14 protein-coding genes are annotated in these 15258 nt (G+C 67.7%); 11 read left to right on the top strand and 3 right to left on the bottom strand.

Annotated elements, in window-relative coordinates:
• The first annotated feature begins 19 nt into the window (after positions 1 to 19).
• Genes AC59JP_RS07520 through AC59JP_RS07510 form a run of 3 tightly spaced genes read left to right on the top strand, consistent with a single transcriptional unit; the run spans position 20 to position 4031 of the window.
• Positions 20 to 1642 (top strand): Na+/H+ antiporter, encoded by a 1623-nt coding sequence (locus AC59JP_RS07520; protein WP_497325111.1) that lies wholly within the window; start codon positions 20 to 22, stop codon positions 1640 to 1642.
• A complete protein-coding gene (locus tag AC59JP_RS07515) occupies positions 1642 to 2862 on the top strand; it encodes a lipase family protein (protein WP_497325110.1) in 1221 nt (406 codons plus the stop codon). Before AC59JP_RS07520 ends, AC59JP_RS07515 begins: the two co-directional genes overlap by 1 nt.
• Positions 2859 to 4031, top strand: a complete 1173-nt coding sequence (locus AC59JP_RS07510) for a sensor histidine kinase (RefSeq protein WP_497325109.1) — start codon at positions 2859 to 2861, stop codon at positions 4029 to 4031. The genes AC59JP_RS07515 and AC59JP_RS07510 overlap by 4 nt, the downstream gene beginning before the upstream one ends.
• A gap of 36 nt (positions 4032 to 4067) precedes the next feature.
• Here the strand turns inward: AC59JP_RS07510 and map are convergent, their stop codons facing one another.
• Both map and AC59JP_RS07500 read right to left on the bottom strand, forming a co-directional pair.
• Positions 4068 to 4832, bottom strand: a complete 765-nt coding sequence (map, locus tag AC59JP_RS07505) for a type I methionyl aminopeptidase (protein WP_497325108.1) — start codon at positions 4830 to 4832, stop codon at positions 4068 to 4070.
• A gap of 47 nt (positions 4833 to 4879) precedes the next feature.
• Complete coding sequence (locus AC59JP_RS07500; protein WP_497325107.1) at positions 4880 to 5941, bottom strand: lipase family protein; 1062 nt, start codon at positions 5939 to 5941, stop codon at positions 4880 to 4882.
• Between the two features lie 61 nt (positions 5942 to 6002).
• Between AC59JP_RS07500 and AC59JP_RS07495 the strand changes: the two genes are divergently transcribed.
• From AC59JP_RS07495 to AC59JP_RS07460, 8 genes are all read left to right on the top strand, one after another.
• A complete protein-coding gene (locus AC59JP_RS07495; protein WP_497325106.1) occupies positions 6003 to 6788 on the top strand; it encodes a LytR/AlgR family response regulator transcription factor in 786 nt (261 codons plus the stop codon).
• Complete coding sequence (locus AC59JP_RS07490; RefSeq protein WP_497325104.1) at positions 6788 to 7156, top strand: hypothetical protein; 369 nt, start codon at positions 6788 to 6790, stop codon at positions 7154 to 7156. Before AC59JP_RS07495 ends, AC59JP_RS07490 begins: the two co-directional genes overlap by 1 nt.
• Before the next feature lie 2 nt (positions 7157 to 7158).
• The gene (locus AC59JP_RS07485) at positions 7159 to 8877 is read left to right on the top strand and encodes a sodium/solute symporter (protein WP_497325103.1); all 1719 of its coding nucleotides are present in this window, start codon (positions 7159 to 7161) and stop codon (positions 8875 to 8877) included.
• 137 nt (positions 8878 to 9014) lie between these two features.
• Positions 9015 to 9368: a DUF485 domain-containing protein gene (locus AC59JP_RS07480; RefSeq protein ID WP_497325102.1), complete on the top strand. Its 354-nt coding sequence runs from the start codon at positions 9015 to 9017 to the stop codon at positions 9366 to 9368.
• Entirely contained in the window at positions 9365 to 11002 is a 1638-nt protein-coding gene (locus tag AC59JP_RS07475; RefSeq protein ID WP_497325101.1) for a monocarboxylic acid transporter, read from the top strand. The genes AC59JP_RS07480 and AC59JP_RS07475 overlap by 4 nt, the downstream gene beginning before the upstream one ends.
• 70 nt (positions 11003 to 11072) lie before the next feature.
• Entirely contained in the window at positions 11073 to 11504 is a 432-nt protein-coding gene (locus tag AC59JP_RS07470) for a type II toxin-antitoxin system Rv0910 family toxin (RefSeq protein ID WP_497325100.1), read from the top strand.
• Between the two features lie 105 nt (positions 11505 to 11609).
• The gene (locus AC59JP_RS07465) at positions 11610 to 13232 is read left to right on the top strand and encodes a substrate-binding domain-containing protein (RefSeq protein WP_497325098.1); all 1623 of its coding nucleotides are present in this window, start codon (positions 11610 to 11612) and stop codon (positions 13230 to 13232) included.
• Positions 13233 to 13376: 144 nt separating this feature from the next.
• Positions 13377 to 14966 (top strand): substrate-binding domain-containing protein, encoded by a 1590-nt coding sequence (locus tag AC59JP_RS07460; RefSeq protein WP_497325097.1) that lies wholly within the window; start codon positions 13377 to 13379, stop codon positions 14964 to 14966.
• Here the strand turns inward: AC59JP_RS07460 and AC59JP_RS07455 are convergent.
• The gene (locus AC59JP_RS07455; RefSeq protein ID WP_497325096.1) at positions 14963 to 15256 is read right to left on the bottom strand and encodes a hypothetical protein; all 294 of its coding nucleotides are present in this window, start codon (positions 15254 to 15256) and stop codon (positions 14963 to 14965) included. The genes AC59JP_RS07460 and AC59JP_RS07455 overlap by 4 nt on opposite strands.
• Positions 15257 to 15258: the final 2 nt, after the last annotated feature.

The raw sequence follows: 15258 nt of genomic DNA, 5'->3' as shown, positions 1-15258 counted from the left end.
AACCGCCACACTGTTCGGTGTGGACGGTTCCCTTTTTCTGTTGGTGGTGATCGGCGCGGTGGCGATTGCCGGGTTCGCGAAACGGCTCGACCTGCAGGTTCCGCTGGTGCTGGTCGCCGTCGGATCCGCCGCGTCCTTCATCCCGGGCCTGCCGCGGCTCGAACTCGAGCCCGACCTGATCCTCGGTGCGGTGCTCCCGCCGCTGCTGTACTCGGCGGCTCTCGACTTCTCCTTCGCCAGCTTCCGGCGCAGCTTCGGCACCATCGTGCGCCTCGGTGTCGGACTGGTCGTGGTGACCACCGCGGCGGTCGGCGCCTTCGCCTTCTGGTTGGTTCCCGAACTGACCCTGGGCGCAGCACTCGTCCTCGGCGCCGTCGTGGCCCCACCCGACGCGGTCGCGGCGGTTGCGGTCGGCCGCAAGCTGGGGCTGTCCAATCGCGTGATGTCCATTCTGACCGGTGAATCTCTGGTCAACGACGCAGCCGCGCTGACGTTGTTCACTCTGACGACGGCAGCGGTGACGGGGAGCCGTACGGGTATCGACTCGCCCGTGTTGTACTTCGTCTACGAGGTGGTCGGCGGAATCGGTGTCGGCCTCGTGCTCTCTCGGCTGGTCCGGTTCGTGCGGACGCGAATCACCGACTCCGCGCTCGCGACCGTTCTGGGCATCCTCGTTCCGTTCACGGCGTACCTCGCGGCCGAGAAGATCCACGCCTCCGGGGTCCTGGCCGTGGTGACCGCCGGCTTCGTGCTCGGTGCCGCGAGCGCCCGCGACACCATTCGCACCCGCAATCAGGAGCGGCAGGTGTGGTCCACAGTCGACCTGCTGCTCGAAACGTTCGTATTCGCGTACATGGGTCTACAGCTCAAGTTCGTCGTCGACGACGTTCGGGCCGAAGGCCTTCCCGTGCACCACATCGTCGCCTATGCGCTGCTGATTCTGGTCCTCGTGATCGCGGTGCGGCCGCTCTGGATATTCGCGGGCATGGGAGTCGAGCGGTTCCTGCCCGCGAAGGCGGACTCGGGGCTCGGCTGGCGGCAGAACCTGGTGCTCTCGTGGGCGGGTATGCGCGGTGTGGTGACGCTGGCGGCGGCGACCGGTGTTCCCTTGACGACGTTGGCGGGCAACAACTTTCCCGGACGTGGAGTGATCCAGGCGATCGCCTTCACCGTCGCGGTGGGCACGTTGCTTCTGCAAGGACTGACGCTGCCGCTGTTGGTGCGGCGGCTCGACGTCGCAGACCCGGACGAAGCCGAGTGGTGGGACGCACAGACCCGCAAGGCCCGCGCCATCTCACGGCAGGCGGCGCAGAAGTACCTGCGCGAGGCGGCCGACAGGATGCCCGACACCATGACCGTCGAGCAGAAGAACGAAGTGGTGATGCGTGTGCGCCGGTCCGTTCTGGCCCGCATGCAGGCCGACGAAACCGAGGAGAACCAGGAACGGGTGGCGGCTGCGAAACGCACGGGTGTGGTGTTCGACCGTGTGCGCCGCAACGTTCTGCGAGCGCAGCGTGACGCACTGCTGACCGCGCGCGATTCGGGCGACCTGGACGACGAAGTGTTGCGTACGGTGTTGGAGGGACTCGATATCGAGCAAGCGGCGGCCGAGCGCCGCATCGAGAGGCTGAGCGGAGACTGATGCACGTGCGGCGAACAGCAGCCGGTGTCGCCATCCTGGCCCTGCTGGCCGGGTGCAGCGCCGATCCGGCACCGCGGCCCCCAGCCTCCCCGTCCACCAGCTCGGCCTCCACGAGTACGGCACCGGCGACTCCGGCGCCCACGGGGGACGAGCGCGGGCAGATCGTGACCAGCGACCTTCTCGGTCAGGTCGATCAGAGCATCAGCTCGCTCGGCGCGAGCGAATACCGCATCACCTACCGGTCGACGTCCGGATTGGACGGTGGGGGAGTCGTGGTCTCGGGAACGGTGTTCGTCCCCGCGGGGGCAGCACCCGCGGATGGATGGCCCGTGGTGACCGTCGGTCACGGCACCACCGGAGTCACCGACGAATGTGCTCCCTCGTTGTATCCGAACCTGCTCGGCAACATCACCACCGTGGCGCCCGCTCTCGCTCGTGGCGCGGTCGTGGTGGCGACCGACTATCAGGGGCTCGGCACCGAGGGCCCCCATCCCTACCTCGACCCGATGTCCGCCGGGTACGACATGATCGACGCCGTGCGGGCCGCGCGCAACGTCGTACCGTCGGCGGGCACCCGCTGGGCCGCCGTCGGCACCTCGCAGGGTGGGCAGGCGTCCTGGGCCGCGGCGGAGATGGCGTCGCAGTACGGTGACGGGCTCGAGTTCCTCGGATCCGCGAACCTGTCGCCGGCTGCCGATCTGTCGAATGTCGTCGTGAACGGGTCGTTCGATCTGACTGTGCCGCAACAGTTTCTGATGCCGTTCGTGCTGGAGGGGTTCGAGGCCCGGTACCCCGACGTGCAGGACAGCGACTACATTCGCGGCGGGCTCGCCGCCAACAAGGACGTATTGCTTTCCTGCACGGGCGATCTGGCCTCGCAGAAGTTTCTCGCGGCCGGGCAGATCGAACCGGACGACGTGTCCCCGACGTCACCGGAGGCTCTCGAACGCCTCCGGCAATGGCTCGTGGACATCGCGCTCCCCAAATCCGTTGCCGCAGCACCCATGATGGTTCTGGTCGGCGGACGCGACAATCTTGTGCTTCCCGCCTGGACAGAGGACGCGACCAGGCGAGCGTGCGCACTCGGCGACACCATCGATTTCAGGTTGCGACCGGACCAGGGACACGCCGACGGGGCCGCGGTCGGCGAAGCGATCGCATGGATCTTCGACCGGTTCGGCGGGGTCCCCGCAGCGAACACCTGCGGGTCGGTGCCGTGACCGCGACCGCTGCCGTCGCGATCGTCGCCATCGCGATGGTGGTGATGGCCGCGCTCTTCGTGATCACGCGGCGCAGCAGTCAGCCCCTGACCACACCGACCGAGCGTGCCGTACACGCGACGCTGCACACCGCGTCGCGCGCCGCGCGACCCCTGCGCCGAGGATTGGACGAGACCTCGGCTGCGGAAGCTGCGCCGCACCTTCGCTCGTTGATCGGTGCCGAAGCGATGATCGTCGCCGACGCCGAGGGCCACATTCTCGCGAACACCGCCGGCGACGGCGATCTGGCAGCCGAATTCGGCGAGGCGTCACGCCGCGCGATCGACGGTGAGCGTCGAGTCCTGGTGCGGCTGCCCGCATCCGGTGACACTCCGGCTCGTGCGCTGATCGTGCAACCGGTGGTCACGGACGGCGCCGGGGTCAGTTGCGTGCTCGGCGCGGTCACCGACGCGGAGCCGAGCCCGGGCATGATCGGCGCGTGCACCGAAGTGGCCCGCTATGTGGGCGAGCAGATCGAGTTGGCCGAACTCGACGCTGCGCGTGGACGTCTGGACCGCGCCGAAGTGCGGGCGCTCCGCGCACAGATCAGCCCCCACTTCGTGTACAACTCCCTGACCACCGTGGCGTCGTTCGTCCGAACCGACCCCGATCGCGCCCGCGAACTGGTGCTCGAGTTCGCCGACTTCACCCGGTACTCCTTCCGTAACTCCGGCGAGTACACTGTCCTGTCCGACGAACTGCGCAACATCGATCGGTACCTGACGTTGGAACGTGCACGGTTCGGCGATGCACTCGACGTCACACTGCAGATCGCGCCGGAGGTGCTGAACGTGGTGGTGCCGTTCCTGGCGCTGCAACCGTTGGTGGAGAACGCCGTTCGGCACGGGGTCGCAGGGCGGGGAAGCGGCCGGATCACCATCATCGCGGCCGACGAAGGCACCGACGCCGTGATCAGCGTGGAGGACGACGGCGTCGGCATGGACCCCGAGTTGCTCCGGTCCGGGTCGATCGATTCGGACGAGGGAATGCACGTCGGTCTCGCGAACGTCGACGACCGGTTGCGCGCGACGTTCGGCAACGACTACGGCCTGGTGGTCGAGACGGCGCCGGAGGCGGGTACGAAGGTGAGCATGCGTATCCCGAAGTTTCGCCATGGCATCAGGGCTTAGAGTCACGCGGGCCCTGGAGTCACCACGGGCCCAGAGCTACCGCGCAGTCAGCACCAGCGGGCCGTCCTGCGTGATCGCGATCGTGTGCTCGGAATGCGCCGTCCGCGACCCGTCGGCGGAGCGGATGGTCCACCCGTCGGGGTCGTAGACGATGCGGTCGGTGCCGATGGCGAGCCACGGTTCGAGGGCGATGGTCAGGCCGGGCTTCAGCGTCAGTCCGCGTCCGGCCCGACCCTTGTTGGCGACGTGCGGGTCCTCGTGCATCGTGCGCCCGAGGCCGTGCCCGCCGAACTCGGTGTTGACCGGGTATCCGTACCGGTCGGCCACCTCGAAGATGGCGGCGGAGATGTCTCCGAGCTTGTTGCCGGCCTGCGCGGCGTCGATGGCGGCGGCCAGCGCCACTTCCGTGGCCTCGACCACGCGTGCGTCCTCGGGCGCGGGAGTTCCGACGATGACGGTGCGAGCGGAATCGGCCACCCATCCGTCGATCTCGACGGCGAAATCCATGGAGAGCACGTCGCCGTCGGCGAGTGTGTAGTCGAACGGTAACCCGTGCAGCACAGCGTCGTTCACCGACAGGCAGATGACGTTCCGGAACGGGCCCTCGCCGAACGAGGGGGAGTAGTCCCAGTAGCAGGACGTAGCGCCGCGTTCGGTGACCAGTTCGCGCGCGCGGTTCTCGATGTCGAGAAGGTTGACGCCGACGCCGGCCAGCTCACCAAGCTCTGTCAGCGTGTCGGCGACGAACCGCCCTGTGACGTGCATCTTCTCGATCTCGGCGGGTGACTTCAGTTCGATCATGTCGTCGAGTGTTCCACTCTCCGCCCGCCGGGTCGAGGCGTCGGCCGTCAGCCGGTCCGATTCGCCACGGGGAGCACGCGCCGGACGAAGGCGAGTCCGGCGTCGAAGCCGCCCTCCTCGGCGATCGAATCGTGATCCGAGTCGAAGGTCTCGAGCTCGTATTCCGTTCCCGTGCCGTCGAACTCGGCCAGCAATCGCATCGTGAGCGAGAGGGGGACCATCGTGTCCCTGGTGCCCTGAGCGACGAAGACCGGTCGGGTGTACCCGTAGGTGGGAACGCGCATGTACTCGCCGAGCGCTCGAACGAACGCCGGTTCCGACAGCGGCGTCGTCAGCATGGAATTCAATGTCACCCCGTCGACGACGTCGTCCCACTTGTCGACGCACACGTCGGCCAACGCGGAGACGACGCGCCGGCCCTCGTCGGTCAGGTACGGCTGAATGTCGAAGACGTTCGGACGCAACGACATTCCCGACAGGATTGCGCCGGCCACGGCCACCAGCCCGGTCAGTTCGGGGATTCTCGGTGCGTGCGGACCCGCCATCGGCAGAAGCGTCTCGACATGGGAGGCCGGGGCGATGACCGCCGTGCCGCGATAGTCGAGTTCGGGGGCGTACGTCGCGGTGATGCTGCCGACTCCCAGTGCGGCGTGACCGCCCTGCGACACCCCGAAGCTCGCCCAACGTGCGGACAACCGCGAATCGGCCTGCCGGGCAGCGCGGACGATGTCGATGGTCGACGTTGCCTCGGTACGGATGTCGAGGTACGGATGAGACTGGGTCGCGGAGGGCGTCAGACCGAGGTAATCCGTGGCCACCACGGCGTATCCGGCGCGGGCCAGCTCCGCCAGGAACGGCGCGTCGTGCGGTGCTCCGCGAGACGCCGTCAGTCCGCAGTATCGGCCGATTCCCGACGTCCCGTGTGCCCAGGAGACGACCGGCCATCCCTGCGCCGGCGGCGCACCGGACGGCAGGAACATCAGACCGGCTGCCGCGGTGGGTGTTCCGTCCGAGCCCTCCGTCAGATACGCGAGCGTCGACACTCCGGGACTGCCACACCATCTCATCGGAAGCGGTGCGGCGGACAGGAGGTCTCCCGCGCGGCTCATGAGCGAACACTATGCCGGTCCGTGCCCGCATCGCAGGCGGGCGTGGGACGATCGATACATTGTGACGAACGACCACACCGGATTGCGCCTGCTGGCTGTCGACGACGAACAACCTGCGCTCGACGAGCTGGTGTTCCTGCTGCGCGCACGCGCCGAGGTCGCATCCGTGGCAGCTGCGCGCGACGCGACCACCGCACTGCGACTGCTGCGTGACTCCGACGTCGACGGCGTGTTCCTCGACATCGACATGCCCGGTCTCGACGGGCTCGAACTCGCGGGCGTTCTCGCCAACTTCGCGACACCGCCCGCGGTGGTGTTCGTGACCGCGCACGACGACCGCGCCGTGGCCGCGTTCGAGATCGGCGCCGTCGACTACCTCCTCAAGCCGATTCGCGACGAGCGCCTGGCCGACGCCGTCCGCAGGGTCTCGGAACGGCGGGCGTCCGAACGGCGGTCGACCAACCCGCCCGAGAGCGACGACGACCGAGGCGAGGTCATTCCCGTCGAGTTGGGCGGCGTGACCACACTGGTCCAGCGCAGTTCCGTCGCGTGGGTCGAAGCCGAGGGCGACTACGCACGACTGCACACCAGCGAAGGCAACCACCTCGTTCGGATTCCGTTGTCCACACTGGAGACTCGCTGGGCCCAGCACGGGTTCCTGCGCGTGCACCGCTCCTACCTCGTCTCGCTCGGATTGGTGACCGGCATCAAGACGGTCGGATCGGGACTCGTGGTGTGCCTGCGCGGGTTCGGCGGCGCTCCCGCCGTCGAACTCCCCGTCAGCCGCCGCCACACCCGCGAACTGCGTGATCGGTTGGTCCGCGGGCCGCGGCGGGCGCGTGCGTGATGGCCGACGGCGAGTCCCGGCCGCGTGAGCGAGTGGTTCTCGCGCAACGACGCGGTGCCCGCATCGTGCGCACGCGGGTCGAGGTGCAGGAACAGACCGAGGTGGGCGACGCCATGATGCGTGGCTTGATCCGTGCCCAGCTGGCGGTTGCGGTCCGCACCGCGGTGGTCGTGGTGATCCTGCTGTGTTCGTTCCCCGTGTTCATGGCGCTGCTTCCGGAGGTGGGCGAGCTGACCGTCGCCGGTGTTCGGTTGCCGTGGCTGGTGCTGGGTGTTGTCGTGTACCCGGTTCTGCTCGGCGCGGGATGGTTGTTCGTCCGCGCGGCCGAGCGCAACGAGCGGGAATTCACCGAGCTCGTCGAGGACTGACGATGACGTACACACTGCTCGCGGTCCTCGCCTCGGCCGTCGCGACGATTGCCGTCGGCGCCTACGGGGTTCGGTTGGCGCGCACCACGTCCGACTTCCTGGTGGCCTCGCGCAGCGTCGGGCCGCGCTGGAACGCGGCCGCCATCTCCGGTGAATATCTCTCTGCAGCATCGTTTCTCGGCGTGGTGGGGCTGATCGCGAAATACGGCGCGGATGCTCTGTGGTACCCCATCGGTTTCACCGCGGGATACCTCGGACTGCTGCTGTTCGTGTCGGCACCGCTGCGCCGGTCCGGCGCCTATACCGTCCCCGACTTCGCCGAGTTCCGATTGGGCTCGGCGAGACTGCGCACCCTCGCGATGCTCGTGGTCGCGGGAATCTGTGCGCTGTACCTGGTTCCGCAGTTCCAAGGGGCGGGATTGACGCTCGACATCCTTCTCGGCGTGCCGGGATGGATGGGTGCGCTGATCACCGGAATCATCGTGATCGTCAACGTGGTCGGCGGCGGAATGCGCTCCATCACGTTCGTCCAGGCGTTTCAGTACTGGCTCAAGCTCACCGCGGTCGCCGTGCCCGCCGTGGTGCTGGCCATGCACTTCGCCGCGGACGATCGCACCATCGGCACCTCCGCCCCGCCGACCGTCGACCGGGCCACGTCGGTCGACATCACCACCGACGTCGTCGTGCAGGTGACGGACCCGGTCCAGGTGGTGATCCGCGGAGTCGTCGACGGTTCTCCGGTGGACGGCCCGTACGAACTCGGAGCGGGAGACCACCGGCTGAACTCGGGCACGGTGCTCGACCTGCCGGCGGGCGCAGCGGTCCCCGTGGTGGCGGGTGCGCCGGTGAACGGCGACGAGTGGGTGTCGCCGGGCGGAGGCCTGGGCGGGCCGTTTCCCATGTTCCAGGTGTATTCGCTGATCCTTGCCACGTTCCTCGGCACGATGGGGCTGCCGCACGTGCTGGTGCGCTTCTACACCAACCCCGACGGCCCGGCGGCGCGCAAAACGGCACTCGCCGTGGTCGCGCTGCTGTCCACCTTCTACCTGTTTCCCACTCTGCTGGGTGTCTTCGCGCGGCTCTACGTCCCGCAGTTGCTCATCACGGGAGCGTCCGACGCCGCCGTGTTGCTGCTGCCCGCGTCCGCGATCGGTGGGATCGGCGGTCAGTTGCTCGCCGCGCTGGTGGCGGCAGGGGCCATCGCCGCATTCCTCTCGACGTCGTCCGGACTCCTCGTGTCGATCGCCGGTGTGCTGAGCACCGACGTTCTCCGCGGACGCGTCCGAGACTTCCGCATCGCCGCGGTGCTCGCGGGAGCCGTGCCGCTCGCGCTGTCGGTGGGGCTCGTCTCGCTCGACCTCTCGCGCACGGTCGGGCTGGTGTTCGCCGTCGCCGCCTCGACTCTGTGCCCGCTTCTCGTGCTGGGTATCTGGTGGCGCGGACTCACCGCAGCCGGCGCAGCAGCCGGGCTGATCGGCGGGGGAGTCGTGTCCGGCGGCGCCGCGACGATCGCCGTCCTCGGCGGACTTCCGACCACGCTGCTCGGTGGATGGCCGGCCACCATCGTCGGTTACCCGGCGGCAGTGAGCGTGCCGCTGGCGTTCGCACTGATGGTCGGAGTCAGCCTCGTCACGCGCGGCGGAATCCCGGCCGACATCGGTCGGATCATGACCCGAATGCATGCCCCCGAGCGGCTCGGGATGAGCAAAGAACGTTTGTGAGCCTGCCCGCTCGTCGGTCGACGCAGACCGCTCGTCGCACCGACGCGCACCTCGGCGTGTGACCCCCGCCATAGCCGTCCGATGTGATCGCGCTCTCACTACGGTTTCGCCATCAGCCGTTTTCGAGAGGACAACCAGTGACCACAGCCAACGCCGGCCCCGGCGAGCGCCGAGTACCTGAGCCGCAGGAATTCGTCGACATGCAGGCGAGCCCCGAGTTCCAAGACCTCAAGCGCCGCCTGCGCCGGTTCGTCTTCCCGATGGCCGCCTTCTTCCTGCTCTGGTACATCGGCTTCGTGCTGCTCGGCGCCTACGCACACGACTTCATGGGCACGAAGGTGTTCGGCAACATCAACGTCGGCCTGCTCCTGGGCCTGGCTCAGTTCGTCACCACGTTCGTCATCACCGGGATCTACGTGAAGTTCGCCAACCGCGAGCTCGATCCCCGCGCCGCCAAGATCCGTGAAGAGCTCGAAGGGCCGATCGCATGACACTCCTCGCTCAAGCGGCGAAGGCCGAGACCGTCGGCAACCCGCTCGTCAACATCTCCATTTTCGCGGCGTTCGTGATCATCACGATGATCGTCGTGATCCGCGCCAGCCGGAACAACAAGACCGCCGCCGACTTCTTCACCGCCGGCGGCGGATTCTCCGGTCCGCAGAACGGCGTCGCCATCGCCGGTGACTACCTCTCGGCGGCAAGCTTTCTCGGCATCGCGGGCGCTATCGCGGTCTACGGATACGACGGCTTCCTCTACTCCATCGGCTTCCTCGTCGCGTGGCTCGTCGCTCTGCTCCTCGTGGCCGAGATGCTCCGTAACACAGGCAAGTTCACGATGGCGGACGTGCTGAGCTTCCGCCTCAAGCAGGGCCCGGTTCGCACCGCAGCAGCCATCTCGACGCTGACCGTGTCGCTGTTCTACCTTCTCGCTCAGATGGCCGGAGCCGGCGGTCTCGTCGCGCTTCTGCTCGACATCTCCGATCGCACCGGTCAGTCCATCGTCATCGCCGTCGTCGGCGTGTTGATGATCGTCTACGTTCTCGTCGGCGGAATGAAGGGCACCACCTGGGTCCAGATCATCAAGGCGGCGCTGCTCATCGCCGGTGCGGGATTGATGACCATCCTGGTGCTGGCGAAGTTCGGGTTCAACCTCTCCGAGATCCTCGGCAGCGCGCAGGAGACGGTGTCGGGGTCGGCCACCGAAGCGACGGCAGCCCGCGACGTGTTGGCTCCCGGTGCCCAGTACGGCGGCTCGACCACCTCGAAGATCAACTTCGTCTCGCTCGGCATCGCGCTGGTGCTCGGCACGGCGGGTCTGCCGCACGTGTTGATGCGCTTCTACACGGTGCCCACCGCCAAGGAAGCTCGTCGCAGCGTCGTGTGGGCCATCGCGCTCATCGGTGCGTTCTACCTCTTCACCCTGGTGCTCGGCTACGGCGCCGCGGCCATCGTCGGACCGGACCGCATTCTGGCTGCTGCCGGCGGCCAGAACTCGGCTGCGCCGCTGCTCGCCTTCGAACTCGGTGGCGTGATCCTGCTCGGCGTGATCTCTGCGGTCGCCTTCGCGACGATCCTCGCGGTGGTCGCCGGACTGACCATCACCGCGTCGGCGTCCTTCGCTCACGACATCTACGCGAGCGTCATCAAGAAGGGCCAGGTCGACGAAATCAAGCAGGTCAAGGTTTCCCGCATCACCGCGGTCGTGATCGGTCTGCTCGCGATCGGGCTCGGCATTCTGGCCAACGGTCAGAACATCGCGTTCCTCGTGGCCCTGGCATTCGCCATCGCAGCGGCAGCCAACCTGCCGACCATTCTGTACTCGCTCTTCTGGCGACGTTTCACCACGCGTGGCGCGCTCTGGAGCATGTACGGCGGTCTGATCTCCACCCTCGTGTTGATCGTCTTCTCGCCGGCGGTGTCCGGGTCGAAGACCGCGATGATTCCGGGCAGCGACTTCGCCTGGTTCCCGCTGTCCAACCCCGGAATCGTCTCCATTCCGCTGGCATTCCTGCTCGGCATCGTCGGAACGCTCACGTCCAAGGACAACGAGAACACCGAAAAGGCGGCCGAGATGGAAGTTCGCTCGCTGACCGGCGTCGGAGCGGAAAAGGCAGTCAAGCACTAGCGTTTGGGACAAATCCCTGACAATGGCCCGACGCACACCTCACCGGTGTGCGTCGGGCTAATGTGTCGTCGTGGCCAAACTCGATGTATCGATCGCTGTTCCGCTGGACCCGGAAACGACGTGGAAGAATGCGTCGAATCTGCAGGATTACGACAAGTGGCTCAGCATTCACGACGGATGGCGAAGCCCCATTCCCGACGAGCTGACCGAAGGCATCGAAGTCAGTTCCGTCGTGGCCGTCAAGGGGATGCGCAACCGCGTCAAGTGGACCCTGCTGAAGTACGAGCCCCCGAAGAAGCTGCAGCTCAAGGGCGACGGCAAGGGTGGCGTCAAGATCAAACTGCTGGTGACGGTCACCGCCAAGGGCGACGAGTCCGAGCTGAAGCTGGACGTCGACATGGGTGGTGCGCCCCTCTTCGGCCCCATCGGATCGGGTGTCGCCCGCGCGCTCAAGGGTGACATCGAGAAGTCGCTGAAGAAGTTCGTCGAGCTGTACTCCTGACCGAAAGCGGGCAGTCGGGCTAGTATTCGTCGATCGAAACGAACTAGCCGTAGCGGGGGTTGCGGCCAAACGGGGGAATTCCCCCGGCTCTGGGGGATCGAACGTATGCCGGGTCGACACAGCGCGCCGGATGCGAGGGGCGCCGCGAGCAGAGTGCCGCTGCGCTATCTGGCCGTGCTGGGGGTCGCCCTGATCGTGATCGCCGGTGGCACGTTCGCGGCCCAACGCGTTCTCGCTTCGGCGGGGTGCGACCGCACCGACACCCTCACCGTGTCGGCCGACCCGGCCCTGGTTCCGGTCCTTCGATCCGTCGTCTCGACGACATCGCCCGAGGACCTCGGGTGCGCGCAGCTCACGATCGTGGACGACGACGCCGACGTGACCTCCGCGGCCGTGGCAAGAGGTGACGGTCCGGCGCTGTGGATCCCTGACTCGTCCGAGGTGCTCGGGTCGGTCGCGACGTCGACCGGTCAGTTGGTGAACATCGCGAGCCAGTCCATTGCCGCGTCGCCCGTCGTCATCGCCTCACGCGAGGGCGAGTTGCCGTTCTTCGATTCGTGGCTCACCGCCTTGCAGCTGACGACGTTGCGACTCGGTAACCCGTTGTCCAACAGTGTCTCTCGCGCGCCCGTGGAGGCTGCGCTGGCCGAGGCGAACGGCAAGCCGGGTGGTGTCGACGCGGTGTCCACTGCTCTGGTCCCCATCGCGCAGGCGATGGCCGGACGGATGCAGGGTGATTCCGCCGCTCGGCTCACCGAGGTGGCCGACGACGGTGGCGTCGCGGTCGTCTCGGAGCAACAGGTGGCGTCGTGGACGGGTGTCCCGATGGCGGCCACCGCGCCCAACACGGGCGCCGTCGTTCTCGACTACCCGATCGCCGTGACGGCGCCGGTGGGACCGCAGCGCGATGCGGCCAAGGCCGCCGGTGTGGCGCTCGCCGAGGCGATGCAGAGCGACGCCGCGCGCGCGGCACTTCTCGACAACGGCTTTCGGCCGTCCGACATGTCCGCGCTCCGGGACGGTCGCGGCGTCGGCGACGTGGACGCTCTGGTGCCCAGTGACCGCGGCGCACTCGACTCGGCCCTGCGCCGATTCTCCGCTCTCGCCCTGCCCACCCGCGCCATCGTGCTCGAGGACGTGTCGGGGTCGATGGCCGATCCGGTCGGCGGTGACACCCGGATCGGGTTGACGGTCAAGGCGAGCACCACCGGCATCGGCCTCTTTCCCGACAACGCGTCGCTCGGCCTGTGGGCGTACTCCATCGGGCTGGGCGGCGGCACTCAGGACTGGCGAGAGTTGGTGCCCCTGCGGACCCTGAACCAGGTGGTCGACGGGGCGACCGGTCGACAGGCGCTCACGAATGCGATCGGTACGCTGCCGACACTCGTCGGCGGCGGTACCGGACTCTACGACACCACCCTCGCGGCGTGGCGGCGCATGAAGGAAGAGTACGACCCCACCGCATTCAACAGCGTCATCGTGCTCACCGACGGCGCGAACGAGGACCAGAACAGCATCGACCTCGATACCTTGCTACAGATTCTCGCAAGCGAGCAGGACCCGTCCAAGCCGGTCGCCATCGTCACCATCGGGATCACGGACGACGCCGATGCCGGTAGCCTGCAACAGCTTTCCGACGCCACCGGGGGCACCAGCTTCGTCGCGCGAAATCCGGCCGAGATACCCAATGTCTTCGTTAACGCGGTGAAAAGCCGGGGCGGTAGCTGACGTCGGTTAGCATTCCGGTCAACTCGGGGGGGTGATGGTGTGTCGGGTAGACACAGTGACGGTGGGCGTCGACGATCGGCAGAGCAACGTCCGAGGGAGCGCGAGCGGCGCTCGGGATCCGGTCGACGCCCCGTCCGGCGTGCCGTGTCCGTTGCCGCAGTGCTGTTGCTCCTGGTCGCGGGCGGTGTCGTCGGGTACCGCGCGTGGGCGGGGTCGCGAGTGCCGACCTGTGACTCCACTACCTCCGTGACGGTGGCTGCCGACCCGACGGTGGCTGCTGCGCTGAGCACCGTGGTCGAGTCCACCGCCGCGATCGACCGCGACTGCGTCGACTACTCGATCTCGGCGCAGGCTCCGTCCGACACTGCGACCGCACTGGCCGACCCCGCGGGTGCGAAACCCGATCTGTGGCTTCCGGATTCGTCGCTGTGGCTCCTGCGGACGCTGCGCTCGACGGGAACTCTTCCCGAAATTGCCACCTCGTCCGTGGTCAGCACCGTGCCCGTGGTGATCGGCCGGACCGATCAACCGCAGAGCTTCGCGACGTGGCAGGACGTGCTGCGTGCGCCGGGCCAACGCATCGGCGATCCCCTCACCGCCAGTCCCGCCGACGCCGCCATCCTGTCCGCTCTGGCGGAGACGGAAGTATCGAACGCCGGTACGAGCGCGGTGGCCGACTCTCTCGTTCCATTGGCACAGGCGTTTGCGCTGCCGGAGAACGACGCCCACGACATACCCGACATCCTCGGCAAGGTCGTCTCGTCCGGTGGCACCGGAGTCGTGACCGAGCAGGCGATGGTCGACTACACGGCCTCGAATCCGGCTGCGCCGCTGTGGCAATCGGTGCCCGTCACGGGCGCCTACTTCCTCGACTACCCGTTGGCCGTGACCGCAGCCCCGGGTCCCGAGTATGCGGACACGGCGCGCGCCGGACGCTCGCTGGCCTCGCTTCTGGCCGGCGACGTGGCGCAGAAAACGCTGTCGGCGAGCGGGTTTCGCCCGTCCAGCGCCGTTGCCTTGAGGTCCGGAGGCGTCGGCGCCGTCACGGCGCTGCAGGTACGCGATCCCGGTGCGCTCGAAGAGATTCTCCGCGACTGGGCCGTGTTGGCTCTGCCCCTCCGCACGCTCGTGCTCGAGGACGTGTCGGGTTCGATGGCCGCGCCGTTCGCCGACTCGACGCGCGTGCAACTGACCGTCGACGCGAGCTTGTCGGCGGACTCGCTGTTCAACGACCGCACGCAGATGGGGATGTGGGCGTTCTCCACCGATCAGGGGCCGGACGGGCAGGACTGGCGCGAACTGGTTCCGCTGCAGGGCGTCACCGCGTTCTACGACGGCAAGCCGCAGCGGCAAGCCATCCTCGACGCCGTGCGGACGCTGCCGTCGCTGGTCGGCGGTGACACCGGCTTGTACGACTCGACGCTTGCCGCCTTCCGCACGGTCAAGGCGGGGTACGACCCGAATTTCGTTAACAGCATCATCTTGATGACCGACGGCGCCAACGAGGATCCGGGCAGCATCAGCCTGCCCGACCTCGTCGCCACACTCGAGCGGGAGCAGGACCCGTTGCGTCCGGTCGTCATCGTGACCGTCGGAATCACCGGCGACGCCGATGCCGGCGCGCTGCAGCAGATTTCGGCGGCAACGGGCGGCACCAGCTGGATCGCACAGGACCCGCGGGACATCTCGAACATCTTCGTCGAGGCGTTGAGCGCGCGGAAGTCCCGCCTCTAACGGTCGAGGTAGAACTGCGCTGTCTCGGTCGCGACGGCCGCGACGGCCGACGCGAGTCCCGGTTCGAGGTCGAGTGCGTCCGCCAGAGCGCTTCCCCGAAGATCACGTGTACGCAGCAGTTCCCATGCCTGCTCCACGAGTCGGACGGACGTGGGGAAGTCGAGTTCGGGGCGATTCGACCGCAGAGCCGTCGCGGCCCAGTCGGGGTCGAACGTGCCGTTGGGCGGGCCGAAGACGCGCTCGCCGGAGGAGTAACTCTGGGGGTCGGCCGGTCGGGGTTTTGGAGCCATGT

This window comes from Rhodococcus sp. 320_ES (assembly GCF_059691855.1).
The sequence above is the reverse complement of the archived record's forward strand: the minus strand, read 5'-3'. Positions and strand labels throughout refer to the sequence as shown.

Excerpts from the sequence above, each read along its gene's own strand:
- AC59JP_RS07515 (WP_497325110.1), top strand. The coding sequence starts at position 1,642 with ATGCACGTGCGGCGAACAGCAGCCGGTGTCGCCATCCTGGCCCTGCTG.
- map (WP_497325108.1), bottom strand. The coding sequence starts at position 4,832 with ATGATCGAACTGAAGTCACCCGCCGAGATCGAGAAGATGCACGTCACA.
- AC59JP_RS07500 (WP_497325107.1), bottom strand. The coding sequence starts at position 5,941 with ATGAGCCGCGCGGGAGACCTCCTGTCCGCCGCACCGCTTCCGATGAGA.
- AC59JP_RS07490 (WP_497325104.1), top strand. The coding sequence starts at position 6,788 with ATGGCCGACGGCGAGTCCCGGCCGCGTGAGCGAGTGGTTCTCGCGCAA.
- AC59JP_RS07485 (WP_497325103.1), top strand. The coding sequence starts at position 7,159 with ATGACGTACACACTGCTCGCGGTCCTCGCCTCGGCCGTCGCGACGATT.
- AC59JP_RS07475 (WP_497325101.1), top strand. The coding sequence starts at position 9,365 with ATGACACTCCTCGCTCAAGCGGCGAAGGCCGAGACCGTCGGCAACCCG.
- AC59JP_RS07465 (WP_497325098.1), top strand. The coding sequence starts at position 11,610 with ATGCCGGGTCGACACAGCGCGCCGGATGCGAGGGGCGCCGCGAGCAGA.
- AC59JP_RS07455 (WP_497325096.1), bottom strand. The coding sequence starts at position 15,256 with ATGGCTCCAAAACCCCGACCGGCCGACCCCCAGAGTTACTCCTCCGGC.